This window comes from Streptomyces cathayae, from assembly GCF_029760955.1.
Lineage (GTDB): Bacteria > Actinomycetota > Actinomycetes > Streptomycetales > Streptomycetaceae > Streptomyces > Streptomyces cathayae.
Map to the genome: position 1 here is coordinate 3,380,912 of NZ_CP121682.1, position 24,859 is coordinate 3,405,770.

At 71.1% G+C, this 24,859-nt stretch carries 18 protein-coding genes; 2 read left to right on the top strand and 16 right to left on the bottom strand.

Features of this window, described 5'->3' with window-relative positions; genetic code table 11:
• Positions 1-181: 181 nt before the first annotated feature.
• On the bottom strand, positions 182-2,707 hold the full coding sequence (locus tag PYS65_RS15270) for a lipopolysaccharide biosynthesis protein (protein ID WP_423836089.1): 2,526 nt from the start codon (positions 2,705-2,707) through the stop codon (positions 182-184).
• Positions 2,700-4,046: a DegT/DnrJ/EryC1/StrS family aminotransferase gene (locus tag PYS65_RS15275; protein ID WP_279334504.1), complete on the bottom strand. Its 1,347-nt coding sequence runs from the start codon at positions 4,044-4,046 to the stop codon at positions 2,700-2,702. Before PYS65_RS15275 ends, PYS65_RS15270 begins: the two co-directional genes overlap by 8 nt.
• Before the next feature lie 292 nt (positions 4,047-4,338).
• Here PYS65_RS15275 and fahA point away from each other — a divergent pair, with 292 nt between their 5' ends.
• Together fahA and PYS65_RS15285 are read left to right on the top strand one after the other, a co-directional pair.
• Positions 4,339-5,553 (top strand): fumarylacetoacetase, encoded by a 1,215-nt coding sequence (gene fahA / locus PYS65_RS15280; protein ID WP_279334505.1) that lies wholly within the window; start codon positions 4,339-4,341, stop codon positions 5,551-5,553.
• Positions 5,554-5,781: 228 nt separating this feature from the next.
• Positions 5,782-6,720 (top strand): M56 family metallopeptidase, encoded by a 939-nt coding sequence (locus PYS65_RS15285; protein WP_279334506.1) that lies wholly within the window; start codon positions 5,782-5,784, stop codon positions 6,718-6,720.
• A 58-nt stretch (positions 6,721-6,778) separates the two neighbouring features.
• On the opposite strand, the gene recQ is transcribed toward PYS65_RS15285, so the two are convergent.
• From recQ to PYS65_RS15355, 14 genes are all read right to left on the bottom strand, one after another.
• Complete coding sequence (gene recQ, locus PYS65_RS15290) at positions 6,779-8,791, bottom strand: DNA helicase RecQ (RefSeq protein ID WP_279334507.1); 2,013 nt, start codon at positions 8,789-8,791, stop codon at positions 6,779-6,781.
• Between the two features lie 267 nt (positions 8,792-9,058).
• Positions 9,059-10,708, bottom strand: a complete 1,650-nt coding sequence (nuoN, locus tag PYS65_RS15295) for an NADH-quinone oxidoreductase subunit NuoN (RefSeq protein WP_279334508.1) — start codon at positions 10,706-10,708, stop codon at positions 9,059-9,061.
• Positions 10,705-12,276 (bottom strand): NADH-quinone oxidoreductase subunit M, encoded by a 1,572-nt coding sequence (locus PYS65_RS15300; RefSeq protein WP_279334509.1) that lies wholly within the window; start codon positions 12,274-12,276, stop codon positions 10,705-10,707. The genes nuoN and PYS65_RS15300 overlap by 4 nt, the downstream gene beginning before the upstream one ends.
• Before the next feature lie 5 nt (positions 12,277-12,281).
• On the bottom strand, positions 12,282-14,255 hold the full coding sequence (nuoL, locus tag PYS65_RS15305) for an NADH-quinone oxidoreductase subunit L (RefSeq protein ID WP_279334510.1): 1,974 nt from the start codon (positions 14,253-14,255) through the stop codon (positions 12,282-12,284).
• Positions 14,256-14,269: 14 nt separating this feature from the next.
• Complete coding sequence (nuoK, locus tag PYS65_RS15310; protein ID WP_053760538.1) at positions 14,270-14,569, bottom strand: NADH-quinone oxidoreductase subunit NuoK; 300 nt, start codon at positions 14,567-14,569, stop codon at positions 14,270-14,272.
• Positions 14,566-15,444, bottom strand: coding sequence for an NADH-quinone oxidoreductase subunit J (locus tag PYS65_RS15315; RefSeq protein WP_279334511.1), 879 nt, complete (start codon positions 15,442-15,444; stop codon positions 14,566-14,568). The genes nuoK and PYS65_RS15315 overlap by 4 nt, the downstream gene beginning before the upstream one ends.
• Complete coding sequence (gene nuoI, locus PYS65_RS15320) at positions 15,441-16,091, bottom strand: NADH-quinone oxidoreductase subunit NuoI (protein ID WP_279334512.1); 651 nt, start codon at positions 16,089-16,091, stop codon at positions 15,441-15,443. Before nuoI ends, PYS65_RS15315 begins: the two co-directional genes overlap by 4 nt.
• On the bottom strand, positions 16,084-17,475 hold the full coding sequence (gene nuoH, locus PYS65_RS15325) for an NADH-quinone oxidoreductase subunit NuoH (RefSeq protein ID WP_279334513.1): 1,392 nt from the start codon (positions 17,473-17,475) through the stop codon (positions 16,084-16,086). Before nuoH ends, nuoI begins: the two co-directional genes overlap by 8 nt.
• A complete protein-coding gene (locus PYS65_RS15330) occupies positions 17,472-19,997 on the bottom strand; it encodes an NADH-quinone oxidoreductase subunit G (RefSeq protein WP_279334514.1) in 2,526 nt (841 codons plus the stop codon). Before PYS65_RS15330 ends, nuoH begins: the two co-directional genes overlap by 4 nt.
• The gene (gene nuoF, locus PYS65_RS15335) at positions 19,994-21,346 is read right to left on the bottom strand and encodes an NADH-quinone oxidoreductase subunit NuoF (protein ID WP_279334515.1); all 1,353 of its coding nucleotides are present in this window, start codon (positions 21,344-21,346) and stop codon (positions 19,994-19,996) included. The genes PYS65_RS15330 and nuoF overlap by 4 nt, the downstream gene beginning before the upstream one ends.
• Positions 21,343-22,203, bottom strand: coding sequence for an NADH-quinone oxidoreductase subunit NuoE (gene nuoE, locus PYS65_RS15340; RefSeq protein WP_279334516.1), 861 nt, complete (start codon positions 22,201-22,203; stop codon positions 21,343-21,345). Before nuoE ends, nuoF begins: the two co-directional genes overlap by 4 nt.
• Entirely contained in the window at positions 22,200-23,555 is a 1,356-nt protein-coding gene (locus tag PYS65_RS15345) for an NADH-quinone oxidoreductase subunit D (RefSeq protein ID WP_279334517.1), read from the bottom strand. The genes nuoE and PYS65_RS15345 overlap by 4 nt, the downstream gene beginning before the upstream one ends.
• Positions 23,552-24,301 carry an NADH-quinone oxidoreductase subunit C gene (locus PYS65_RS15350; protein ID WP_279334518.1) on the bottom strand — a complete coding sequence of 250 codons (750 nt, stop codon included), beginning with the start codon at positions 24,299-24,301 and terminating at the stop codon, positions 23,552-23,554. The genes PYS65_RS15345 and PYS65_RS15350 overlap by 4 nt, the downstream gene beginning before the upstream one ends.
• Positions 24,298-24,852, bottom strand: coding sequence for a NuoB/complex I 20 kDa subunit family protein (locus PYS65_RS15355; protein WP_279334519.1), 555 nt, complete (start codon positions 24,850-24,852; stop codon positions 24,298-24,300). The genes PYS65_RS15350 and PYS65_RS15355 overlap by 4 nt, the downstream gene beginning before the upstream one ends.
• Between the last annotated feature and the right edge of the window lie 7 nt (positions 24,853-24,859).

Genomic DNA, 24,859 nt, shown 5'->3' on the forward strand with positions numbered 1-24,859 from the left:
GGTGACTCGCTGTGCGACCCGGTCCGCGCAGGCGGTCCGGCAGGGGTGGCCGACGCCGATGTGCTCCCGGGTACGGGCTCGGACGCGGGTCTCTCGCGTGGAGTGGCTGGCGGACGCACGGTGGTTCCCCCCTGACGGTTCGGCTCCGGAACGTGATCGGTCGTTTCGGTCGGTCGTTGGTTCAGCCGTTCGGTTCTCCGCGGCCGGGCGGCCGTGCCGCCGACACGGCACGGCGCAGCGGCGGGAGGTGGAGGAGAGGCAGCAGGAGAAGCAGCGCGCCGAGCAGGGGCGGGGCCACCGGTGCGAGCGCGTCCCGCCACACCCAGCCGGCCACGGCGACGAGATACAGCGCCCCCCAGCGCCCCGGCCAGGACAGCCTGCCGCCCGCGCGCGCCGACAGCAGCCACAGCGGGACGAGACACAGCAGCTGGCAGACCGGCGGTGTCCAGCGCAGCAGGGGCTCGGGGCCGGCGAGTCCCATCGCGTCCGCGAGGAACACGGCCGGCTGCGAGTACAACGCCCCGCCCACCGGTCTCGGTTCCCGGCCGAGGACGACAGGTGCGGCGTACAGGGCGGACAGGGCGGAGCCCAGCGCGGTGCCGGGGAGCCAGGGGTCGGGCCGCGTGCACAGCGTCACCGAGGCGACGAAGACCAGGAGCAGCACTCCCCCGGCGGCGAGCGCCGAGAGCGGCAGCCCTTCCAGTAACAGGCGTCCCGTCAGTTCTCCCGGTTCCTCCCGCTCGGATCCGTCGAACCGGGGCAGCGAGCGCACCGACACCCAGAAGACGACGGTGGCGAGTCCGAGCAGCACCCAGAGGACGTCACGCAGGCGCCGCTCGGTCTCGTCACCGGCCGACGACGACGGGAGCACACGGCGTGCACCGGCCCAGGCGGGGCGAACGTCCTCCACACCGTCCCGCGGCGCGTCTCCCGCGGACCGCCGCTCCCTCCGCTCCGCGGACTCCTCGTACTTCTTCCGCTCCTCGTGTTTCTCCGTCTCGTGCGGCCCGTGCGGCCCGTGCCGCTCATGCGGTGCGTCGTCCCGGCCCGGTGCGTCCCGTGGAGCGGGCGTCTCCCCGGCTCCCGCCCCCGCCCCGGGGCCGGTGGCCTCCTCCGCGTCCCCCCGCCCGTCCGCGTCGACGGGGCGGGGCCGCACGATGAACGCCAGCGTGTCCGCCTGGAGCGCCTCCCGTTCGTAACCGGGGCGGCCGATGAACAACGTGACGGTGTCGTCGCCGCCCTGCCCGGGGCCCGCCCTGCCCTCGTGGGCGGCCCGGCGGGCCCAGCCCGTGCCGTACCCGGCGGTGGCGTTCAGCTTCGCCCAGCGGGTGCCGTAGGCGGACCCGGCAGGAGCCGGGGCGGCCCGGTCCGGCCCGTCCTGCTCCAGGGGCCCGCCGTGCGTGCCGCGCAGCGCCGACCGCAGTCCGAACACCGAGACGACGGCGATCAACATCATGCTGATCAGCACCGCCCACCCGGCCCCCGCGATCCCCGCGGAGCTGAACAGCACGGCCGCGCTGCCCAGTACCAGCACGCACATGGCCCCCTGGAGGGCGGCGAGCACACCGGTGCGCCCCTGCACCCGCAGCACCCCGATGTACAGCTCCACGACCACCCGGGGCAGCGCACCGAGCGCGAGCAGCCGCAGTACGGCCGAGCCGTGCTCGGCGTAGTCCGCGCTGAACGGGGTGAGGATCTGCGGTGCGAAGACCACGAGCACCAGCACCACCGGCACCAGCAGCAACGTCATCCGGCGCAGTGCCCCCCGGACCCCCTCCGCGAGTTGCCGTGGGTCGTGCGAGGCGTGGGCGGTGAGTGACGAGGCCATGTTGATGGCCATGAACTCCATGGTGCCGCCGACGGTGTACGCCACGTAGAAGTAGCCGTTGTCGGCGGCGCTGAAGCGCACCGCGACCATCACCGGCAGCAGGTTGATCATCGCCAGGCTGAACAGGGCGCCGAGCGAGTCTCCGGCCAGGAAACGGCCCATGTCCCGGACCTTGGGCGGTTCCCGGTCACGGTCGGCGGCGGCCTGACGCGGAACGAGCCGGCGGAAGATCAGCCAGCCGAGCGGCAGCGTGGAGAACGCGATCGCCACGGCCCAGGACACGAAGATGCCCAGTACCGGCAGCGCGCTCGCGAAGACGGCCAGCAGGACCAGCTTCCCGGTGGAGAAGACGGCGTTCCCGACGGGCACCCACTCCGTCTTCCGCAGGCCCGTGAGCACCCCGTCCTGCAGGGTGAGCAGCGCCCACGCCACGCACGCCGCGACGAACAGCGCGCCCGCCAGCGGTGTGCCGAGGGGTTCGTACGACGCGCCCCACAGATCCAGCGTGAGCAGGAAGACGCCCGCGGCCAGGGCGACGACCAGCGAACTCGCCCCGTACACGCTCCACACCAGACGCCCGGTCTCGCGGCCGGCACGCGGCACGAAGCGGACCACGGCACCGATCATCGTGGTCGCGGTGATGCTGGCGAGCAGCCGCATCGCGGCGATGGCGGCGGAGCCCTGGCCGACCGCCTCCTCGGAGTAGTAGCGCGCGGCCACGAGCCAGAAGCCCAGCCCGAGGACCGCGGAGACGCCGGTGCTGAGCATCAGGAAGTAGGCGTTCTTGAACAGCGAGTCGGAGCCGGGTCTGCGGTCGGCGGGTTCGGGGGCGCCGCCGCCGCGTACCACGGCGGGCTCGTGCACCTGGATCTCAGTCACGGGGCGGCCCCAGCCCTCTCACCGTGTCCCCCGGCCGTACCGCCCCGCGCCGCGCCGGCCCCTCCGGTGCCGCTGACCCTTCCGGTTCCTCCGCCGTCTCCGGTTCCTCCGCCGTCTCCGGTTCGGCCCGTGCCCCGGGCGGCTCGGCCGGCCGCGCCCCGGACCGTTCCAGCACCTCGACGGCCTCCCGTGCCCGCAGCGGATCCACCGGCAGCGCGTGCCGCGCGAACCAGCGAGCGCCCTCGGGCGCGAGCGACGGGTCCGTGAACTCCGCTCCCGCGTAGTCGTCCAGGGGCGGATCGTAGAGGTAGCCGACGACGATGCCGCGCCGCGCCAGCGCCTCGATCGCGGCGTCCCGGTCCGCCACGAGCAGCGGCACCCGGAACAGCGGCTGCGCCGCACCGCCCGGACGCGGCCGGGCCCACCGCGTCGACAGCAGCAGTTCCGTACCCGCGCGGGAGGCCGCCAGGACGTCGTCCAGCCGCCTGAGCCCGCGCCGGACCCGGCGCAGGCGCACAGGGCCGGGCGTCAGCCGGTAGTCGTGCATGTCGACCCTGACCCAGGGATCGTGCGCGGCCAGATCCGGGGCGGAGCGCACCGCGTCGGCCAGCGCGTCCGGACGCAGCGGCATGCGGATCCCCTCACGCTCCGTCAGCCCCAGCCGCCCCATCGCGGCCCAGGCCGCCCGGCGCAGCCCGAGTCCCCGCACCGCGGCCTCGGCGTACGGCCGTACCGCGTAGGTGAGTTCGGACGCCATCCGGCGCGGGGCGAGCAGTTCGGCGCAGGCCTCCCGCACCGCTGCGCTCCGGCCCGGGTCGGCCAGCGCGAGAATGCCCCCCGTCTGGGCGCCGACGTGCTTGGAAAGGCTGAAAACAGACGCGTCGCCCCAGGCGCCGACCGGCCGCCCGCCGACCTCGCTGCCGATCGCGTGCGCCCCGTCCTCGAACAGCGGGATGCCCAACACATCGCAACGGGACCGCAGTTCCGGGGCCGGATCCGGGTTGCCGTACAGATTCGTGGTCAGTACGGCGGACAGCGAGCCCCACACCTCCTCGGGCACGGCATCGGTGTCGATGGACGCGTCGAGCGGGTTCAGCGGCGCCTGCACCGGGCGCAGCCCCGCCGCGAGCACCACGAAGAAGATGACGTCGTCGTTGACCGGCGACATCAACACCCTGCCGCCGGGCGGGCACCAGTGGCGCAACGCCACGAACAGCCCGAACCTGCATGACGGCACGTACACGCATTCCCGGCCGAGCCGGCCGCGCATGACCTCTTCCAGCCTCTTCGGCTGCGAGCCAGAGCGCGCCGAGCCCGGACCGGCCTCCCCTATGGCCATCCGTCCCCCTGATGTGCCATCGGAACGCCCCCTCCCCGAGGCCTTCCGGCACCCGCCCAGAGTCGCCCTGTTCGCACCGCTCCGTCAAGATTGCGTCGCGTCCTGTGGATAACTTCCGGTACGCAGGAGGAAGCGGCACATGCCCCCTCCTCTCCGCCGCCCGTCGCCCCGGACCCGTCCCTCCGCCTCTGCCCAAGAGCACCGCGGCACCCGTAACGTGTGGCACGACCACGAACACGTGAAGCACCAGAGCACCAGAGCACCTGCGCACACGAAAGCGAGGCAGCACCCGATGCCCCCCTTCGATGTCCCCGAGGGCGATCCCTTCGGCCCGCACAATCTGCCGTACGGCGTGTTCTCTCCCCCCGGCTCGACCGAGCAGAGGGTGGGCGTCCGGCTCGGCGATCACGTCCTCGACGCCGGAGCGGCAGCACACGCCCTGGGCTCCCCGTACGCCTCCCTGCTCGCCCGCCCGACCCTCAACCCGCTGCTGGCGGCGGGCCGGACGGCCTGGTCCGACGTGCGGCGGGCGCTCACCGCCTGGGTGACCGTCCCGGCGCACCGGGAGACCGTCGGGCCGCTGTTCCACCCGCTGTCCTCGGTGACCCTGCACCTCCCCTTCGACGTCGCGGACTACGTCGACTTCTACGCCTCCGAGAACCACGCACGGAACGTCGGCCGGATCTTCCGCCCCGACGCGGCCGACTCCCTCACCCCGAACTGGAAGCACCTGCCGATCGGTTACCACGGCCGTTCCGGCACGGTGGTGGTGTCCGGCACGGAGGTCGTACGGCCCTCGGGGCAGCGCAAGGCGCCGGCCGACCCGGCCCCGGTCTTCGGTCCGTCGGTCCGGCTGGACATCGAGGCCGAGGTCGGCTTCGTGGTCGGGGCGCCGTCCGAGCGGGGCCGACCGGTACCGCTCGGCGACTTCCGTGACCACGTCTTCGGCCTCTGCCTCCTCAACGACTGGTCCGCACGCGACGTCCAGGCCTGGGAGTACGTCCCCCTCGGCCCGTTCCTCGGCAAGTCCTTCGCCACCTCGGTGTCGGCCTGGATCACCCCCCTGGACGCCCTGGAAGAGGCCCGGGTGGCGCCACCGCGGCGCACGCACGGGCTGCTGCCGTACCTGGACGACACGGACGAGGAACCCGGCGGTTACGACCTGCGGATCTCCGTGGCCGTCAACGGCCACGTCGTCTCCGAGCCCCCCTTCTCCACCATGTACTGGACGGCCGCCCAGCAGCTCGCCCACATGACCGTGAACGGCGCCTCCCTGCGCACCGGCGACCTCTACGGCTCCGGCACGGTGAGCGGCCCCACCGAGCGGGAGCGCGGGTCCCTGCTGGAACTGACGTGGAACGGGCGGGACGCCCTCGAACTCCCCGACGGCAAGCGGACGTTCCTGGAGGACGGCGACGTGGTGACGCTGTCGGCCTGGGCCCCGGGACCGGACGGTGTCCGGGTCGGCCTCGGCGAGGTCACGGGGCGGGTGACGCCCGCGGGCTGACCCGGCGACCGGGCCGGGCCGATCCCGTTAATTCCGTTAATTCCGTCGATCCCGGTGATCTCGGGGGTGCCTCCCGCAGGGTGTCCTTCCGCGCGCCCTCCGATCTTCGTCGCCCCCCTGCCTCACACCGCCCTTCGCCGTCATACTTGGTGCCGGGCGGTGTGCGGCTCCCGCACGTCCCGCACGATCCGAAGTCCCCTTCCGCCGACAGGATCCGGAACCCTTGGCATGACCTTCTGCCTGCTCCTGCTGAGCGTTGTCGCCGTGACGGCCGCCGGACCCGTCCCCCGCGCGCTGACCCGGGCCGACTGGCCGGAGCGGGAACCGGTGGTCGCCCTGTGGGTCTGGCAGTGCCTCGTCGCCACGGTCCTGCTGTGCTGCGTGACCGCCCTCACCCTGGGCGCCGCGGCCGTCTTCGGCACCGTCCGCGCCCAGCTCTTCGCGCCGGCCCCGCCCGCGGTGACCGCGGCGTACGACCTGTCCGCCGCCCCGCCGTGGACGGCCGCCCTCACCCTGCTGCTGGCCTGCGGTGCCGCCTGGACCACGGCCATGCTCGTACGGGAGCTGGTCGACGCCCGCCGTCGCCGCGCCCAGGCCCGCGCCCACCTGCTGGAGCGCGCCCCCGACCTGCCCGCCGGTCTCCCCGCCGCCCGCGGCCCTCTGCTGGTGCTGGAGGACGAGTACCCCGACGCCTGGTGGATGCCGGGCAGCCCGCCCCAGCTGATCGTCACCACCGGTGCCCTGCGCCGCCTCACCGACCACCAGATCGACGCCGTCCTCACCCACGAACGCGGCCACGCCCACGCCCATCACGACTGGCTGCTGCACCTCTCCACCGCTCTGGCCACCGGCTTCCCCCGCATCCCGCTGTTCACCCACTTCTGCGACCAGACCCACCGCCTGGTCGAACTGGCCGCCGACGACACCGCCTCCCGCCGCTGCGGCCACCTGACCACGGCACTGGCGCTGATCGAGCTCAACCAGCACCGTGGCGTCCTGTCCTGCGCCTCCAGCCACCGCCTGCTCGGCGAGCGTGTCGACCGCCTGCTGAAGCCCCCACCCCGCCTCGGCCGCCGTGACCGCGCCCTGACGACGACGGCGGCGGCCCTGGTCCCGCTCCTCCCCCTGCTGATCACCTTCGCCCCGGGCCTCACCGCCCTGCCCTAGGCGTACCGGCCCGCAAGGCCGGGGACGCGGCCGGGACCAGGACCTGTCCTGCGCTGGACTACATCCAGTCGTCCGGCTCCGGTTCGGCGTCCATCTCCGGCCAGTCGTCCATCTCCGGTTCGGCGTCCGTCTCCGGCCAGTCGTCCGGCGCGGAACCGCCGTCGTCCGCAGCCGCGCCCTGCGCCCCGGCCCGGACCTCGGCCCCCTGCCGCCCGTCCAGCTCCGCCAGCGCCGCCAGTACGCCCTCCCCGTACGTCGCGAGCTTCTTCTCGCCCACCCCGCTGATCCCGCCGAGCTCGGCCACCGAACCGGGCCGGACCGTGACGATCTCCCGGAGCGTGGCGTCGTGGAAGATGACGTACGCGGGGACACCCTGCTCGCGGGCCTGCTCGGCACGCCAGGCGCGCAGCGCCTCGAAGGCCGGCACGAGTTCCTCGGGCAGCTCGGCCGCAGCGGCCTTGGCCTTGCCCCGCCCGGAGCCCGACGACCCCGAGGAGCCCGACCGGGAAGTCACCGGCTTCTTCGGCTCCTTGCGCAGCGGCACCTCACGCTCCCGGCGCAGCACCGCCCCGCTGGCCTCGGTCAGCACCAGCGTGCCGTAGTCGCCCTCGACCGCCAGCAGCCCCTGGGCCAGCAACTGCCGGACCACGCCCCGCCACTCGCCCTCGCTGAGGTCCTCGCCGATCCCGAACACGGACAGCTGGTCGTGGTCGAACTGGATGACCTTGGCGGTGCGCTTCCCCAGCAGGATGTCGACGATCTGCACCGTGCCGAACTTCTGCCCGCGCTCCCGCTTCAGCCGGACCACCGCCGACAGCACCTTCTGGGCCGCGACGGTGCCGTCCCAGGTCTCCGGCGGGGTGAGGCAGGTGTCGCAGTTGCCGCAGCCCGCCGGGGCGTCGTCGTCCTGGCCGAAGTAGGCCAGGAGCCGGGAACGCCGGCACCCGGCCGTCTCGCACAGGGCGAGCATCGCGTCCAGGTGCTGGGCGGCCCGCCGCCGGAAGGCCTCGTCCCCCTCGCCGGAGTGGATCAGCTTGCGCTGCTGCACGACGTCGTTCAGTCCGTACGCCATCCAGGCCGTGGACGGCAGCCCGTCACGGCCGGCGCGGCCCGTCTCCTGGTAGTAGCCCTCGACGGACTTGGGCAGGTCGAGATGGGCGACGAACCGGACGTCCGGCTTGTCGATGCCCATCCCGAAGGCGATGGTCGCCACCACGACCAGGCCGTCCTCCCGGAGGAAACGGGCCTGGTGCGCGGCGCGCGTCCCCGCGTCCAGCCCCGCGTGGTAGGGCACCGCCTCGATGCCGTTGCGGCTGAGGAACTCGGCTGTCTTCTCGACGGAGTTGCGGGAGAGGCAGTAGACGATGCCCGCGTCGCCGGCGTGCTCCTCGCGCAGGAAGCCCAGCAGCTGCTTCTTGGGGTCGGCCTTCGGAACGATCCGGTACTGGATGTTGGGCCGGTCGAAGCTCGCCACGAAGTGCCGGGCGTCCGGCATGGCCAGCCGCTCGGTGATCTCCCGGTGCGTGGCGTGCGTGGCCGTCGCGGTGAGCGCGATCCGGGGCACGTCCGGCCAGCGCTCCCCGAGCAGGGACAGCGTGAGGTAGTCCGGCCGGAAGTCGTGTCCCCACTGGGACACGCAGTGCGCCTCGTCGATCGCGAAGACGGAGATCTTCCCCCGCGAGAGCAGCTCCAGCGAACTGTCCAGCCGCAGCCGCTCCGGCGCGAGGTACAACAGGTCCAGCTCGCCCGCCAGGAACTCGGCCTCCACCACCCGGCGCTCGTCGAAGTCCTGCGTGGAGTTCATGAACCCGGCGCGCACACCGAGCGCCCGCAGCGCGTCCACCTGGTCCTGCATCAACGCGATCAGCGGGGAGACGACGACTCCCGTACCCGGTCTGACCAGGGCCGGAATCTGGTAGCACAGGGACTTGCCGCCACCGGTCGGCATGAGGACCACGGCGTCCCCGCCCGCGATCACATGCTCGATCACCGCTTCCTGCTCACCGCGGAAGGCCTCGAACCCGAACACCCGCCGCAGCGCCGCCAGCGCCTCGCTCTCCATCACTGCCATCCCGCCACTACCGCCCGTTCCGCCCATCGTCCCGCCCCCCGTACACCGCGCTCGTTCACTCTCGGTCACTACGTCCGCTGCACCCACTGCACCCAGTGTGCCCGCTGTGTCCACTGCACCCGCTGTGTCCACCGTGCCCACGATAGGTGCCCGCACCGACACCCCCGGAGTTGTCCACAGGCCCCGTCGGCCCGTCCCCGCCGACGACAGGGCGGCCCGGCACCCCCCGAGCGGGTGCCGGGCCGCCCTGTCGTCGGCGGAGCCCGGTCAGCGCACGAACACTCCCGCGTCGCCCGCCAGCTCCAGGAAGTACTGCGGTGCCACACCGAGCACCACCGTGACCACCACGCCCACTGCGATCGCCGTCATCGTCAGCGGCGACGGCACCGCGACGGTCGGGCCCTCGGGCCGCGGCTCACTGAAGAACATCAGGACGATCACCCGGATGTAGAAGAACGCCGCGATCGCCGACGCGATCACACCGACCACGACCAGCGGCACCGCGCCGCCCTCCGCCGCCGCCTTGAACACGGCGAACTTCCCGGCGAAGCCGGAGGTCAGCGGAATGCCCGCGAAGGCGAGCAGGAACACCGCGAACACCGCCGCCACCAGGGGTGAACGGCGGCCGAGCCCCGCCCACTTGGACAGGTGCGTCGCCTCGCCCCCGGCGTCCCGCACCAGCGTCACCACCGCGAACGCGCCGATCGTCACGAACGAGTACGCCGCCAGGTAGAAGAGGACGGACGAGATGCCGGACGGCGTGGTCGCGATGACACCCGCGAGGATGAAACCCGCGTGCGAGATCGCCGAGTACGCCAGCAGCCGCTTGATGTCGGTCTGGGTGATCGCCAGGATCGCGCCGCCCAGCATGGTGACGATGGCCACGGCCCACATGACCGGCCGCCAGTCCCAGCGCAGACCGGGGAGCAGAACGTACAGCACCCGCAGCAGGGCGCCGAACGCCGCCACCTTGGTCGCCGCCGCCATCAGGCCCGTCACCGGGGTGGGCGCGCCCTGGTACACGTCCGGCGTCCACATGTGGAAGGGGACGGCACCGACCTTGAACAGCAGGCCCATGATCAGCAGTCCCGCGCCCACCAGCAGCAGCACGTCGTTGCCCATGGTGTTGACGAGGGCCGGGTCGACCTCCGGGATCGTGCCGTCGACGACCTGCGCGATCCTCGCGTACGACATCGAGCCCGCGTAGCCGTACAGCAGCGCGATGCCGAAGAGGAGGAACGCGGAGGCGAACGAGCCGAGCAGGAAGTACTTGACCGCGGCCTCCTGCGAGACGAGCCGCTTGCGGCGGGCCAGCGCGCAGAGCAGGTACAGCGGGAGGGAGAGGACCTCCAGGGCCACGAAGAGCGTCACCAGGTCGTTGGCCGCCGGGAAGACCAGCATGCCGGCGACGGCGAAGAGCAGCAGCGGGAACACCTCGGTGGTGGTGAACCCGGCCTTGACGGCCTGCTTCTCGTTCTCGCTGCCCGGCACGGCCGAGGCCTGCGCGGCGAACGAGTCGACGCGGTTGCCCTGCTCCTCCGGGTCGAGCCTGCGCTCGGCGAAGGTGAACAGGCCGACCAGGGCCGTCAGCAGGATCGTGCCCTGCAGGAACAGGGCCGGGCCGTCGACGGCGATCGCGCCCATCGCCGCGATGCCCGCCCTGGTCGTGCCGTACCCGTCGGCCGCGAGCGCCACCACCGCGGCGAACGCGGAGACCAGGGCGGCCGTCGCGACGAACATCTGTGCGTAGTAACGGAACTTGCGCGGTACGAAGCCCTCGACCAGGATCCCGACGACCGCCGCGCCGACGATGATCATGATGGGGGCGAGCTGGGCGTACTCGATCTTCGGCGCGTCGATCTTCGAGATCGGATCGGCCGCCGTTGTCCACAGGCTGTGGACGACTGATGCGCTCACTTGGCCGCCTCCACCTCGGGCTGGGGGTCCTTCTTCTGTACGTCGGACATGGTGTGCTGCACCGCCGGGTTCACGATGTCCGTGACGGGCTTCGGGTAGACGCCCAGGAAGACCAGCAGCACGATCAGCGGCGCGGCCACGGCGATCTCACGCACCCTCAGGTCGGGCATCCTGGCGAGCTCCGGCTTGAGGGGGCCCGTCATCGTCCGCTGGTAGAGGACCAGGACGTAGAGCGCGGCGAGCACGATGCCGAAGGTGGCGACGACACCGATCACCGGGTAGCGCGTGAACGTGCCGACCAGGACCAGGAACTCGCTGACGAACGGCGCCAGCCCCGGCAGCGACAGCGTGGCCAGGCCGCCGATCAGGAACGTGCCGGCGAGGACCGGCGCGACCTTCTGCACACCGCCGTAGTCGGCGATGAGCCGGGAGCCGCGCCGCGAGATCAGGAACCCGGCCACCAGCAGCAGGACGGCGGTCGAGATCCCGTGGTTGACCATGTAGAGCGTCGCCCCGGACTGGCCCTGGCTGGTCATCGCGAAGATGCCCATGACGATGAAGCCGAAGTGCGAGATCGACGCGTACGCGATCAGCCGCTTGATGTCACGCTGGCCCACCGCGAGCAGCGCCCCGTAGATGACGCTGATGACGGCCAGCACCATGATCACGGGCGTCGCCCACTTGCTGGCCTCCGGGAACAGCTGGAGGCAGAAGCGCAGCATCGCGAAGGTGCCCACCTTGTCCACGACGGCCGTGATGAGCACGGCGACCGGAGCGGTGGACTCCTGCATGGCGTTGGGCAGCCAGGTGTGCAGCGGCCACATCGGCGCCTTCACCGCGAAGGCGAGGAAGAACCCGAGGAACAGCCAGCGCTCGGTGCTCGTCGACATCTCGAGCGAGCCGTTGGCCCGCGCCTCGGCGATCTCCGTGAGGGAGAAGTTCCCCGCGACCACGTACAGCCCGATCACCGCGGCCAGCATGACCAGACCGCCGGCCAGGTTGTAGAGCAGGAACTTCACCGCCGCGTAGGAACGCTGCGTCGTGGCCGCCTGCTCGCCGTGCTCGTGGGCCCGGTCCCCGAAGCCGCCGATCAGGAAGTACAGCGGGATCAGCATGGCTTCGAAGAAGATGTAGAAGAGGAAGACGTCGGTGGCCTCGAAGGAGAGGATCACCATCGCCTCGACGGCCAGGATCAGGGCGAAGAAGCCCTGCGTCGGCCGCCACCGCCTGCTCCCCGTTTCCAGGGGGTCGGCGTCGTGCCAGCCCGCGAGGATGATGAACGGGATCAGCAGGGCGGTCAGCGCGATCAGCGCGACCCCGATGCCGTCCACCCCGAGCTCGTAGCGGACGCCGAAGTCCGCGATCCAGGCGTGCGATTCGGTGAGCTGGTAGCGGTCGCCGCCCGGGTCGAAGCGCACCAGGACGACGATCGCCAGCGCCAGGGTGGCGATCGAGACCAGCAGGGCCAGCCACTTGGCGACCGTGCGTTTCGCGGCCGGCACGGCGGCCGTGGCGATCGCCCCGATGGCCGGGAGCGCCGCCGTCGCTGTCAGCAGAGGAAAGGACATCGGTATCAGACCGCCCTCATCAGCAGGGTCGCGGCGACCAGGACCACCGCGCCGCCGAACATCGAGACCGCATACGACCGCGCGAAGCCGTTCTGCAGCTTGCGCATCCGTCCGGACAGACCGCCGAACGCGGCCGCCGTCCCGTTGACGACCCCGTCGACCAGGGTGTGGTCGACGTACACCAGCGAACGCGTGAGGTGCTCGCCGCCGCGGACCAGGACCACATGGTTGAAGTCGTCCTGGAGCAGGTCGCGCCGGGCGGCCCGGGTGAGCAGCGAGCCGCGCGGGGCGACGGCCGGGACCGGGCGGCGCCCGTACTGGCCCCAGGCGACCGCCACGCCGACGACCATCACGGCCACCGTGGCCACCGTGACCGTCAGGGGGCTGATCGGCGCGTGGCCGTGGTCGTACCCGGTGACGGGCTCCAGCCAGTTCAGGAACCGGTCGCCGATGCCGAAGACCGCGCCGGCGAACACCGAACCGAAGGCGAGCACGATCATCGGAATGGTCATGCTCTTCGGCGACTCGTGCGGGCTGGGCGGGGTGTACTCGCCGCGCGTCTCGGCGGCGGGCTCCACGTCCGGGGCGGCCGGGGACGGCGTCGGGGCGTTGCGCCAGCGTTCCTCGCCGAAGAACGTCATCAGCATCACGCGCGTCATGTAGTACGCGGTGATGGCGGCACCCAGCAGGGCCGCGCCGCCGAGGATCCAGCCCTCGGTGCCGCCCTTGGCGAAGGCCGCCTCGATGATCTTGTCCTTGGAGAAGAAGCCGGACAGGCCCGGGAAGCCGATGATCGCGAGGTACCCGAGGCCGAAGGTGACGAAGGTGACCGGCATGTACGTGCGCAGTCCGCCGTAGCGGCGCATGTCGACCTCGTCGTTCATGCCGTGCATGACCGAACCGGCGCCGAGGAACAGGCCGGCCTTGAAGAAGCCGTGCGTCACCAGGTGCATGATCGCGAAGACGTAGCCGATGGGGCCGAGTCCCGCCGCGAGCACCATGTAGCCGATCTGCGACATCGTCGAACCGGCCAGCGCCTTCTTGATGTCGTCCTTCGCGCAACCGACGATCGCACCGAACAGCAGCGTGACCGCGCCGACGACGGTGACGACCAGCTGTGCGTCGGGGGCGCCGTTGAAGATGGCCCCGGAGCGGACGATCAGGTAGACGCCCGCCGTGACCATGGTCGCGGCGTGGATCAGGGCCGAGACCGGGGTCGGGCCCTCCATCGCGTCCCCGAGCCAGGACTGCAGCGGCACCTGGGCGGACTTGCCGCAGGCCGCGAGCAGCAGCATGAGGGCGATCACGGTGAGCTTGCCCTCGCTCGCGTCACCGGCGAGCCCGGCCTCCCCGTGGGTGCCGAGCACCGGCCCGAAGGCGAAGGTGCCGAACCACAGGAACATCAGCATGATCCCGATCGACAGACCCATGTCGCCGACGCGGTTGACCAGGAAGGCCTTCTTCGCCGCGGTCGCGGCGCTGGGCTTGTGCTGCCAGAAACCGATCAGCAGGTAGGAGGCGAGGCCGACGCCCTCCCAGCCCAGGTACAGCAGCAGGTAGTTGTCGGCGAGGACGAGGATCAGCATCGCCGCGAGGAACAGGTTCAGATAGCCGAAGAAGCGGCGGCGCCGCTCGTCGTGCTCCATGTACCCGATCGAGTACAGGTGGATGAGCGAGCCGACGCCGGTGATCAGCAGGACGAACGTCATCGACAGCTGGTCGAGCTGGAAGGCGATGTCCGCCTGGAAGCCCTCCACCGGGATCCAGCTGAACAGGTACTGCGTCAGGGTGCGGTCGGCGGCGGCGCTGCCCAGCATGTCGGTGAAGAGGACGAGGCCGATCACGAAGGACGCGGCGGCGAGCGCCGTGCCGATCCAGTGGCCGACGGCGTCCAGCCGGCGGCCGCCGCACAGCAGGACCACCGCTCCGAGCAGGGGCGCCGCCACCAGCAGCGCGATCAGATTCTCTGTGTTAGTCACGGTCTACCGACCCCTCACAGCTTCATCAGGCTGGCGTCGTCGACCGAGGCCGAGTGGCGGGAACGGAACAGGGACACGATGATCGCCAGCCCGACCACGACCTCCGCCGCGGCGACGACCATCGTGAAGAAGGCGATGATCTGGCCGTCGAGGTTGCCGTGCATGCGGGAGAAGGCGACGAACGCGAGGTTGCAGGCGTTGAGCATGAGCTCGATGCACATGAAGAGGACGATCGCGTTGCGCCGGATGAGTACACCGGTGGCGCCGATCGTGAACAGCAGGGCGGCGAGGTACAGGTAGTTGACCGGGTTCACTTCGACGCCTCCTCGGCCCGCTCGTACGCCGACTTGAACGTGGGCTCGATCGCCGTGCGCTCGAGACGCTCCTCCGCGCGCCGCTCCAGCGCTCGCAGGTCGTTGAGCGCCTCCTGCGACACGTCCCGGATCTGACCCCGTTCGCGCAGCGTCTTGTTGACGGTGAGATCGGACGGTGTGCCGTCGGGCAGCAGGCCCGCGATGTCCACCGCGTTGTGCCGGGCGTACACGCCCGGGGCCGGCAGCGGCGGGAGGTGCTTGCCCTCGCGGACGCGCTGTTCGGAGAGCTCCCGCTGGGTGCGGGCCCGCTCGGTGCGCTCGCGGTGGGTGAGCACCATGGCGCCGACGACGGCCGTGATGAGCAGGGCGCCGGTGATCTCGAAGGCGAACACGTACCGGGTGAAGAGGAGAGCGGCGAGGCCCTGGACGTTGCCGTTCGCGTTCGCCTGGCCGAGGCCGTTGAACTCGGTGAGCGCGGCGTTGCCGATGCCGCCGACCAGCAGGATGCCGAAGCCGAGCCCGCACAGCAGGGCGAGCCAGCGCTGGCCCTTGATGGTCTCCTTCAGGGAGTCCGCCGCGGTGACGCCGACCAGCATCACCACGAACAGGAACAGCATCATGATCGCGCCGGTGTAGACGATGATCTGGACGATGCCCAGGAAGTAGGCGCCGTTGGCGAGGTAGAACACCGCCAGGACGATCATGGTTCCGGCCAGGCAGAGCGCGCTGTGCACGGCCCGCCGCATCAGGATGGTGCACAGCGCGCCGATCACGGCGACCGTGCCGAGGACCCAGAACTGGACGGCCTCTCCGGTGGAGGTGGAGTAGGCGGCGAGGTGCGCGGCGTGCACGGCGTGCGCGGTGTACGCGGTCATCCCCGGATCACCTTCTCCGAGGCCGGTTCGTCCTCGCCGAAGGTCGAGTCCGCCTCCTGCACGACCTCGCCCTCCACGTGGGCGACCTGCTGCTCCGTGCCGGGCGCGGCCTCGGTCACCAGGCCCCGGTAGTAGTCCTGTTCGTCGGTGCCCGGGTACATGGCGTGCGGGCTGTCGACCATGCCCTCCTCCAGACCGGCGAGCAGCTGCTCCTTGGTGTAGATGAGGTCGGCGCGGCTGGAGTCGGCCAGCTCGAACTCGTTGGTCATCGTGAGCGCGCGTGTGGGGCACGCCTCGATGCACAGACCGCACAGGATGCAGCGGGCGTAGTTGATCTGGTAGACGCGGCCGTACCGCTCGCCGGGCGAGTAGCGCTCCTCCTCGGTGTTGTCCGCGCCCTCGACGTAGATCGCGTCGGCGGGACAGGCCCAGGCGCACAGTTCACAGCCGACGCACTTCTCCAGACCGTCCGGATGGCGGTTGAGCTGGTGCCTGCCGTGGAAGCGCGGGGCCGTGGTCTTCGGCTGCTCGGGGTACTGCTCGGTCAGCCGCTTCTTGAACATGGCCTTGAAGGTCACGCCGAAGCCGGCCACCGGGTTCAGGAAACCGGGCTTCGTCTGCCCGGCCTCCTTGGATTCCTCAGCCATCGGACGCCTCCTTTCCATCCAGAGATCCGTCACTGTGAGTATCGGGTCCGCCACTGGCGACGAGCTTGCGCTCCTGGCGCGAGGGCCGTCGCGGCACCGGCGGAAGCTCCTGTCCGGGCAGCGGCGGCACGGGGAATCCGCCCGCCATCGGATCGAAGGCGGCCGGGGCCTCGCCGGGCCCCCCGGGTTCTCCGGGTTCGCTAGGTTCTCCGGCCTTCCCGCCCTTCGCCCGGAACATGTCGACGACGAAGGACAGCACCAGCAGGCCGAGGACGGCCGCGGCGACGTAGAGGGCGATGTCGGCGAACCCGTAGTTCTCGTTCCGCAGGGCCCGCACCGTGGCGACGAGCATCAGCCACACCAGGGAGACCGGGATCAGGACCTTCCAGCCGAGCTTCATCAGCTGGTCGTAGCGGACCCGCGGGAGCGTGCCGCGCAGCCAGACGAACATGAACAGCAGCAGCTGGACCTTGACGATGAACCAGAGCATCGGCCACCAGCCGTGGTTCGCGCCCTCCCAGAAGGTGCTGATCGGCCACGGAGCGCGCCAGCCGCCCAGGAAAAGGGTGGTGGCGACGGCCGAGACGGTCACCATGTTGATGTACTCGGCGAGCATGAACATCGCGAACTTGATCGACGAGTACTCGGTGTTGAAGCCGCCGACCAGGTCGCCCTCGGACTCCGGCATGTCGAAGGGGGCGCGGTTGACCTCGCCGACCATCGTGACGATGTAGATGAGGAAGGAGACCGGCAGCAGCAGGATGTACCAGCGGTCGGCCTGCTGCTCGACGATCGCCGACGTCGACATCGACCCCGAGTAGAGGAACACGGAGGCGAAGGCGGCGCCCATGGCGATCTCGTAGGAGATCATCTGCGCGCAGGAGCGCAGACCGCCCAGCAGCGGGTAGGTGGATCCGGAGCTCCAGCCCGCCAGGACGATGCCGTAGATGCCGATCGAGGCGACCGCGAGGATGTAGAGCAGCGCGATCGGCAGGTCGGTGAGCTGCATCGTGGTCCGCTGGCCGAAGATCGAGATCTCGTTGCCGGACGGCCCGAAGGGGATCACCGCGATCGCCATGAAGGCCGGGACGGCCGCGACGATCGGCGCGAGGACGTACACCGCCTTGTCCGCGCGTTTGACGACGACGTCTTCCTTGAGCATCAGCTTCACGCCGTCGGCGAGCGACTGGAGCATGCCCCAGGGGCCGTTCCGGTTGGGGCCGATGCGCCGCTGCATCCAGGCGACGATCTTGCGTTCCATCACGATGGCGATCAGCACCGTCACCATGAGGAAGGCGAAGCAGAACACCGCCTTGATCGCAACCAGCCACCAGGGGTCGCGGCCGAACATCGAGAGGTCCTCAGCGGCGAAGTACAGGCTCATGCCTCCACCTCCTCGGGGGCTTCGCCGGCGAGTGCCGCCGGGCCGATACGGACGAGCGAGCCGGGCAGCGCCCCGGTGTCGGAGGCGACACCGCCGCCCGCGGAGTTCAGCGGGAGCCACACCACGCGGTCGGGCATCTCGGTGACGCTCAGGGGAAGTTCGACCGTTCCGGCGGTGCCGGTCACCGCGATCAGGTCGCCGTCCTCGACGCCGACCTCGACGGCCGTGGCGGCCGACAGGCGCGCGTGCGCGGCGTGCCGGGTGCCGGCGAGCGCCTCGTCGCCCTGCTGGAGGAGTCCCTGGTCCAGCAGCAGCCGGTGTCCGGCCAGCACCGCCTCCCCGGCGGCCGGCCGGGGCAGCGCGCCCGCGGTCTGCAGCGGTTCGGTGGCCCGCGGGCCGTCCCAGGTGCCGAGCCGCTCGAGCTCCGCGCGTACCGTGCGCAGATCCGGCAGGCCCAGGTGCACGTCCATGGCGTCGGCCAGCATCTGCAGCACACGCGCGTCGGTCGGCGGGAGGGGACGGGTCATCTGGTCGGGCTTGAGCGCCGACTCGAAGGGCCGCACCCTGCCCTCCCAGTTGAGGAAGGCACCGGCCTTCTCGACGACGGCCGCCACCGGCAGCACCACGTCGGCGAGTGCGGTGACCTCGCTGGGCCGCAGCTCCAGGGAGACCACGAACCCGGCCTCGGCGAGCGCCGCACGCGCACGCGCGGGGTCGGGCAGGTCGGCGACCTCCACGCCCGCGACCAGCAGCGCCTGCAGCTCGCCGGTCGCCGCGGCCTCGACGATCTCGCCGGTGTCGCGGCCGTAGCGGTGCGGGAGGGCGGCGACGCCCCAGACGGCGGCGACCTCCTCCCGCGCACGCGGGTCGGTCGCCGGGCGCCCGCCCGGCAGCAGCGACGGCAGCGCGCCAGCCTCGACGGCGCCCCGCTCCCCGGCCCGGCGCGGGATCCACACCAGCCGGGCACCGGTCGCGGTGGCGATCCGTACGGCGGCGGTCAGGCCGCCCTCGACGGCGGCGAGCCGCTCACCGACGACGATCACCGCGCCCTCGGTGCGCAGCGCTTCGGCCGCCCTGGCCCCGTCGCCCTCCAGGCCGACACCGCTCGCGAGCGCGTCCAGCCATTCGGTCTCGGTGCCGGGGGCCGCCGGCAGCAGCGTGCCGCCGGCCTTCTCCAGTCCGCGCGTGGTGTACGTGGCCAGGGCGAAGGTCCGCTGCCCGTGGGCGCGCCACGCCTTGCGCAGCCGCAGGAAGACGCCGGGCGCCTCCTCCTCCGACTCGAACCCGACCAGCAGGACGGCGGGCGCCTTCTCCAGGAAGGTGTACGTGACACCGCCCCCGGAGTGCGGGCCGGACGCGTCCTTGAGGTCGTGTCCGCGGCCCGCGACCCGCGCGGCGAGGAAGTCGGCCTCCTCGGCGCTGTGCACGCGCGCGCGGAAGTCGATGTCGTTGGTGTCGAGCGCCACGCGCGTGAACTTGCTGTACGCGTAGGCGTCCTCGACGGTGAGCCGGCCGCCGGTCAGGACGCCGGTGCGGCCGCGGGAGGCCAGCAGTCCCTGGGCCGCGATCTGCAGTGCCTCGGGCCAGGAGGCGGGCTCCAGTTCACCCTCGGCATTGCGCACGAGCGGGGTCTGCAGCCGGTCCCGCTGCTGCGCGTACCGGAACCCGAAGCGCCCCTTGTCGCACATCCACTCCTCGTTGACCTCGGGGTCGTTGTCGGCGAGCCGCCGCATGACCTTGCCGCGCCGGTGGTCGGTGCGGGTGGCGCAGCCGCCGGAGCAGTGCTCGCACACCGACGGCGAGGAGACCAGGTCGAAGGGGCGGGCGCGGAACCGGTAGGCCGCCGAGGTGAGCGCGCCGACCGGGCAGATCTGGATGGTGTTGCCGGAGAAGTACGACTCGAAGGGGTCGCCCTCACCGGTACCGACCTGCTGGAGCGCGCCCCGCTCGAGCAGTTCGATCATCGGGTCGCCCGCGATCTGGTTCGAGAACCGGGTGCAGCGGGCGCACAGGACGCACCGCTCGCGGTCGAGCAGCACCTGGGTGGAGATCGGGACGGGCTTCTCGTAGGTGCGCTTCTTGCCGTCGAAGCGGGAATCGGCGTGGCCGTGCGACATCGACTGGTTCTGCAGCGGGCACTCGCCGCCCTTGTCGCAGACCGGGCAGTCCAGCGGGTGGTTGATGAGCAGGAACTCCAGCATCCCCTTCTGCGCCTTCTCGGCCACAGGTGAGGTCAGCTGGGTCTTCACCACCATACCGTCGGTGCAGGTGATGGTGCAGGAGGCCATGGGCTTGCGCTGGCCCTCGACCTCGACGATGCACTGGCGGCAGGCGCCGGCCGGGTCGAGGAGAGGGTGGTCGCAGAACCGGGGGATCTCGATGCCGAGCTGTTCGGCGGCCCGGATGACCAGGGTGCCCTTGGGCACGCTGATCTCGACGCCGTCGATCGTCAGCGTCACGAGGTCCTCGGGCGGGACCGCCGCCTCTCCCCCACCGGAGGGAGAGCTGGTGGTCACAGTCATGCGTGCACCTCCGTACGGTCGGCCCAGGCCGTCGACCTGGCCGGGTCGAACGGGCAGCCACGGCCCGTGATGTGCTGCTCGTACTCCTCGCGGAAGTACTTCAGCGAGGAGAAGATCGGCGAGGCGGCGCCGTCGCCGAGGGCGCAGAACGCCTTGCCGTTGATGTTGTCGGCGATGTCGTTCAGCTTGTCGAGGTCGGACATCCGGCCCTTGCCCGCCTCGATGTCGCGCATCAGCTGCACGAGCCAGTACGTCCCCTCGCGGCACGGCGTGCACTTGCCGCAGGACTCGTGGGCGTAGAACTCGGTCCAGCGGGTGACGGCCCGTACGACACAGGTCGTCTCGTCGAAGCACTGGAGCGCCTTCGTGCCGAGCATAGAACCGGCGGCGCCCACCCCTTCGTAGTCCAGGGGGACGTCGAGGTGCTCCTCGGTGAGCAACGGCGTGGAGGAGCCGCCCGGCGTCCAGAACTTCAGGCGGTGCCCCGGCCGCATGCCGCCGCTCATGTCGAGCAGCTGGCGCAGCGTGATGCCCATCGGCGCCTCGTACTGCCCGGGGCGTGCGACGTGGCCGCTGAGGGAGTAGAGGGTGAAGCCGGGTGACTTCTCGCTGCCCATCGAGCGGAACCAGTCCTTGCCCCGGTTCATGATGGCGGGAACCGAGGCGATCGACTCGACGTTGTTCACCACGGTGGGGCACGCGTAGAGGCCCGCGACGGCGGGGAAGGGAGGACGGAGCCGCGGCTGGCCACGGCGGCCTTCGAGCGAGTCGAGCAGTGCGGTCTCCTCACCGCAGATGTACGCGCCGGCGCCCGCGTGCACGGTGAGTTCGAGGTCGAGCCCGCTGCCCAGGATGTTCTCGCCGAGCAGGCCCGCCGCGTAGGCCTCGCGCACGGCCTCGTGCAGCCGCCGCAGCACGGGGACGACCTCACCGCGCAGATAGATGAAGGCGTGGGACGACCTGATGGCGTGACAGGCGATGACGATGCCCTCGATGAGGCTGTGCGGGTTCGCGAAGAGGAGCGGAATGTCCTTGCACGTTCCGGGCTCCGACTCGTCGGCGTTGACCACCAGGTAGTGGGGCTTGCCGTCTCCCTGGGGGATGAACTGCCATTTCATTCCCGTGGGGAAGCCGGCGCCGCCGCGCCCGCGCAGACCGGACTCCTTGACGTACGCGATGACGTCGTCCGGTGGCATGGCGAGGGCCTTGCGGAGCCCCTCGTACCCCTCGTGCCTCCGGTAGACGTCCAGGGTCCAGGACTCGTCCTCGTCCCAGAAGGCCGACAGCACGGGTGCGAGCAGCTTCTCCGGGCCGGTGTCCCTGAGTTCGGCGGGTGCCAAGGTCATCACTCCCCCTCCTCTGCGGCGGGTCCGGCCGGATGCTCCGGGTCGGAGGCCGATGTCTCCTGGGGCGCGTCGTGGGAGCTGAGGTGCTCCGTCGGCGACGGCTCGTGCGGCGGGGTGTCGGTGGGCGCCTCGCCGCGCGGGTGCACCACGCGTGCGGGGGCTGCCTCCCCCTTGGCCAGCTTCAGGCCGGACAGGGAGGCGGGTCCCGCGCTTCCCGTGGCCCGGGCGGCGCCCTCCCGCTCGTCGGGGAAACCGGCCAGGATCCGGGCGGTCTCCTTGAACGTGCACAGCGGCGCCCCGCGCGTGGGCGCGACCGGGCGGCCGGCCCGCAGGTCGTCGACCATGCGCTTGGCGCTCTGCGGGTCCTGGTTGTCGAAGAACTCCCAGTTGACCATCACGACGGGTGCGAAGTCGCAGGCCGCGTTGCACTCGATGTGCTCGAGGGTGACCTTGCCGTCCTCGGTGGTCTCGCCGTTGCCGATGCCGAGGTGCTCCTGGAGCTCCTCGAAGATGGCGTCGCCGCCCATGACGGCGCACAGGGTGTTGGTGCACACCCCGACCTGGTACTCACCGCTCGGCCGGCGCCGGTACATGGTGTAGAAGGTGGCGACGGCGGTGACCTCGGCCGTGGTCAGGCCGAGCACGTCCGCGCAGAACTGCATTCCGGTGCGCGTGACATGGCCCTCCTCCGACTGCACGAGGTGCAGCAGCGGCAGGAGGGCGGACCGGGAGTCCGGGTAGCGGGCGATGACCTCGCGCGCGTCGGTCTCCAGCCGGGCCCGGACCTCGTCCGGGTAGGCGGGCGCGGGCAGTTGGGGCATGCCCAGGCTGACGCCCCGCTCCGAAGGTGAGGTGGTCACCGGTCGACGCCTCCCATCACGGGGTCGAGGGATGCCACGGCGACGATGACGTCGGCGACCTGGCCGCCCTCGCACATCGCCGCCATGGACTGCAGGTTGGTGAAGGACGGGTCGCGGAAGTGGACCCGGTAGGGACGGGTGCCGCCGTCGGAGACGACGTGCACCCCGAGCTCGCCCTTGGGCGACTCGACCGCCGTGTACGTCTGTCCCGGCGGTACGCGGAAGCCCTCGGTGACCAGCTTGAAGTGGTGGATCAGGGCCTCCATGGAGGTGCCCATGATCTGCTTGATGTGGTCGAGGGAGTTGCCCAGTCCGTCCGGGCCCATGGCGAGCTGGGCGGGCCAGGCGATCTTCTTGTCGGCGACCATGACCGGACCGGGCTGGAGCCGGTCCAGGCACTGCTCGACGATGCGCAGCGACTGGCGCATCTCCTCCAGCCGGATCAGGAAGCGGCCGTAGGAGTCGCAGGTGTCCGCGGTGGGGACCTCGAAGTCGTACGTCTCGTACCCGCAGTACGGCTGCGCCTTGCGCAGGTCGTGCGGCAGGCCGGTGGAGCGCAGGACGGGGCCGGTGGCCCCGAGGGCCATGCAGCCGGCCAGGTCCAGGTAGCCGACGTCCTGCATACGGGCCTTGAAGATCGGGTTCCCGGTGGCGAGCGCGTCGTACTCCGGGAGGTTCTTGCGCAGCGTCTTCACGAGCTCGCGGATCTGGTCCACCGCTCCGGGCGGCAGGTCCTGGGCGAGTCCGCCGGGGCGGATGTACGCGTGGTTCATCCTGAGGCCCGTGATGAGCTCGAAGGCGTCGAGAATGAGTTCACGATCACGGAATCCGTAGATCATGATGGTGGTGGCGCCGAGCTCCATGCCGCCGGTCGCGATGCACACCAGGTGGGAGGAGAGCCGGTTCAGCTCCATCAGGAGCACCCGGATGACCGAGGCGCGGTCGGGGATCTGGTCCTCGATGCCGAGGAGCTTCTCGACGCCGAGGCAGTACGCCGCCTCGTTGAAGAACGGCGTCAGGTAGTCCATGCGCGTCACGAACGTGGTGCCCTGGGTCCAGGTCCGGTACTCGAGGTTCTTCTCGATGCCGGTGTGGAGGTAGCCGATGCCGCAGCGGGCCTCGGAGACGGTCTCGCCGTCGATCTCCAGGATCAGCCTGAGCACGCCGTGCGTGGACGGGTGCTGCGGGCCCATGTTGACGATGATGCGCTCGTCGTCACTGCGGACCGCCGTCTGGGCGACCTCGTCCCAGTCGCCGCCGGTGACGGTGTAGACGGTGCCTTCCGTGGTCTCGCGCGCCGAGGCGGCGGAAGCCCCTGACTCCGCGGATGCGGATGCGTTCGACCTGCTCATGAGTACGACCTCCGCTGGTCCGGAGCCGGGATCCGGGCGCCCTTGTACTCGACGGGGATTCCGCCGAGGGGATAGTCCTTGCGCTGCGGGTGGCCCTGCCAGTCGTCCGGCATCAGGATCCGCGTCAGGGCCGGGTGGCCGTCGAAGACGATGCCGAAGAAGTCGTACGTCTCGCGCTCGTGCCAGTCGTTCGTCGGATAGACGGAGACCAGCGACGGGATGTGCGGGTCGTCGTCGGGGGCGCTGACTTCCAGGCGGATCAACCGGTTGTGGGTGATCGAGCGCAGGTGGTACACGGCGTGCAGTTCGCGGCCCTTGTCGTTCGGATAGTGGGTGCCGCTGACGCCGGTGCACAGTTCGAAGCGGAGCGCCGGGTCGTCCCGCAGGGTCCTCGCGACCCGGACCAGGTGCTCGCGCTCGATGTGGAAGGTGAGTTCGCCGCGGTCGACGACCGTCTTCCCGATGGCGTTCCGGGGAAGCAGGCCCTGCTCCTCCAGGGCGCCCTCCAGTTCGTCGGCGACCTCGTCGAACCAGCCGCCGTAGGGGCGGTTCGACGGTCCCGGGAGCCGGACCGAGCGGACCAGGCCGCCGTAACCGGAGGTGTCGCCGCCCCTGTTGGCTCCGAACATGCCGCGCTGGACGCGGATCTCCTCACCGCCCTCGCCGCGCCGGCCGGGAAGGTTCTCCGCCGAGAGGTCCTTCTCGGGGTTCACGCCGTCGTCCGCGGCGTTCTTCGCGTCACTCATCGCAGCAGCCCCTTCATCTCGATGGTGGGCAGTGCCTTGAGCGCCGCCTCCTCCGCCTCCCGGGCCGCTTCCTCGGCGTTCACACCGAGCTTGGAGCTCTGGATCTTCTGGTGGAGCTTGAGGATCGCGTCGATCAGCATCTCGGGCCGGGGCGGACAGCCGGGGAGATAGATGTCGACCGGGACGACGTGGTCGACGCCCTGGACGATCGCGTAGTTGTTGAACATGCCGCCCGAGGAGGCGCAGACCCCCATGGAGATCACCCACTTGGGGTTCGGCATCTGGTCGTAGACCTGCCGCAGCACCGGCGCCATCTTCTGGCTGACCCGGCCGGCCACGATCATCAGGTCCGCCTGCCGCGGCGAGCCGCGGAAGACCTCCATGCCGAAACGCGCCAGGTCGTAGCGGCCGGCGCCGGTGGTCATCATCTCGATGGCACAACAGGCGAGTCCGAACGTGGCGGGGAACATGGACGACTTGCGCACCCAGCCCGCGGCCTGCTCGACGGTGGTCAGCAGGAATCCGCTCGGCAGCTTTTCTTCGAGTCCCATGGTCAAA

What these genes read in the sequence shown, in the direction of transcription:
- PYS65_RS15275 (WP_279334504.1), bottom strand. Translation starts at nt 4,046, where the DNA reads ATGGCCATAGGGGAGGCCGGTCCGGGCTCGGCGCGCTCTGGCTCGCAG.
- nuoH (WP_279334513.1), bottom strand. Translation starts at nt 17,475, where the DNA reads ATGAGCCTGTACTTCGCCGCTGAGGACCTCTCGATGTTCGGCCGCGAC.
- PYS65_RS15345 (WP_279334517.1), bottom strand. Translation starts at nt 23,555, where the DNA reads ATGAGCAGGTCGAACGCATCCGCATCCGCGGAGTCAGGGGCTTCCGCC.
- PYS65_RS15350 (WP_279334518.1), bottom strand. Translation starts at nt 24,301, where the DNA reads ATGAGTGACGCGAAGAACGCCGCGGACGACGGCGTGAACCCCGAGAAG.
- fahA (WP_279334505.1), top strand. Translation starts at nt 4,339, where the DNA reads ATGCCCCCCTTCGATGTCCCCGAGGGCGATCCCTTCGGCCCGCACAAT.
- PYS65_RS15300 (WP_279334509.1), bottom strand. Translation starts at nt 12,276, where the DNA reads ATGTCCTTTCCTCTGCTGACAGCGACGGCGGCGCTCCCGGCCATCGGG.
- PYS65_RS15315 (WP_279334511.1), bottom strand. Translation starts at nt 15,444, where the DNA reads ATGACCGCGTACACCGCGCACGCCGTGCACGCCGCGCACCTCGCCGCC.
- nuoI (WP_279334512.1), bottom strand. Translation starts at nt 16,091, where the DNA reads ATGGCTGAGGAATCCAAGGAGGCCGGGCAGACGAAGCCCGGTTTCCTG.
- PYS65_RS15355 (WP_279334519.1), bottom strand. Translation starts at nt 24,852, where the DNA reads ATGGGACTCGAAGAAAAGCTGCCGAGCGGATTCCTGCTGACCACCGTC.
- recQ (WP_279334507.1), bottom strand. Translation starts at nt 8,791, where the DNA reads ATGGCAGTGATGGAGAGCGAGGCGCTGGCGGCGCTGCGGCGGGTGTTC.
- PYS65_RS15330 (WP_279334514.1), bottom strand. Translation starts at nt 19,997, where the DNA reads ATGACTGTGACCACCAGCTCTCCCTCCGGTGGGGGAGAGGCGGCGGTC.
- PYS65_RS15285 (WP_279334506.1), top strand. Translation starts at nt 5,782, where the DNA reads ATGACCTTCTGCCTGCTCCTGCTGAGCGTTGTCGCCGTGACGGCCGCC.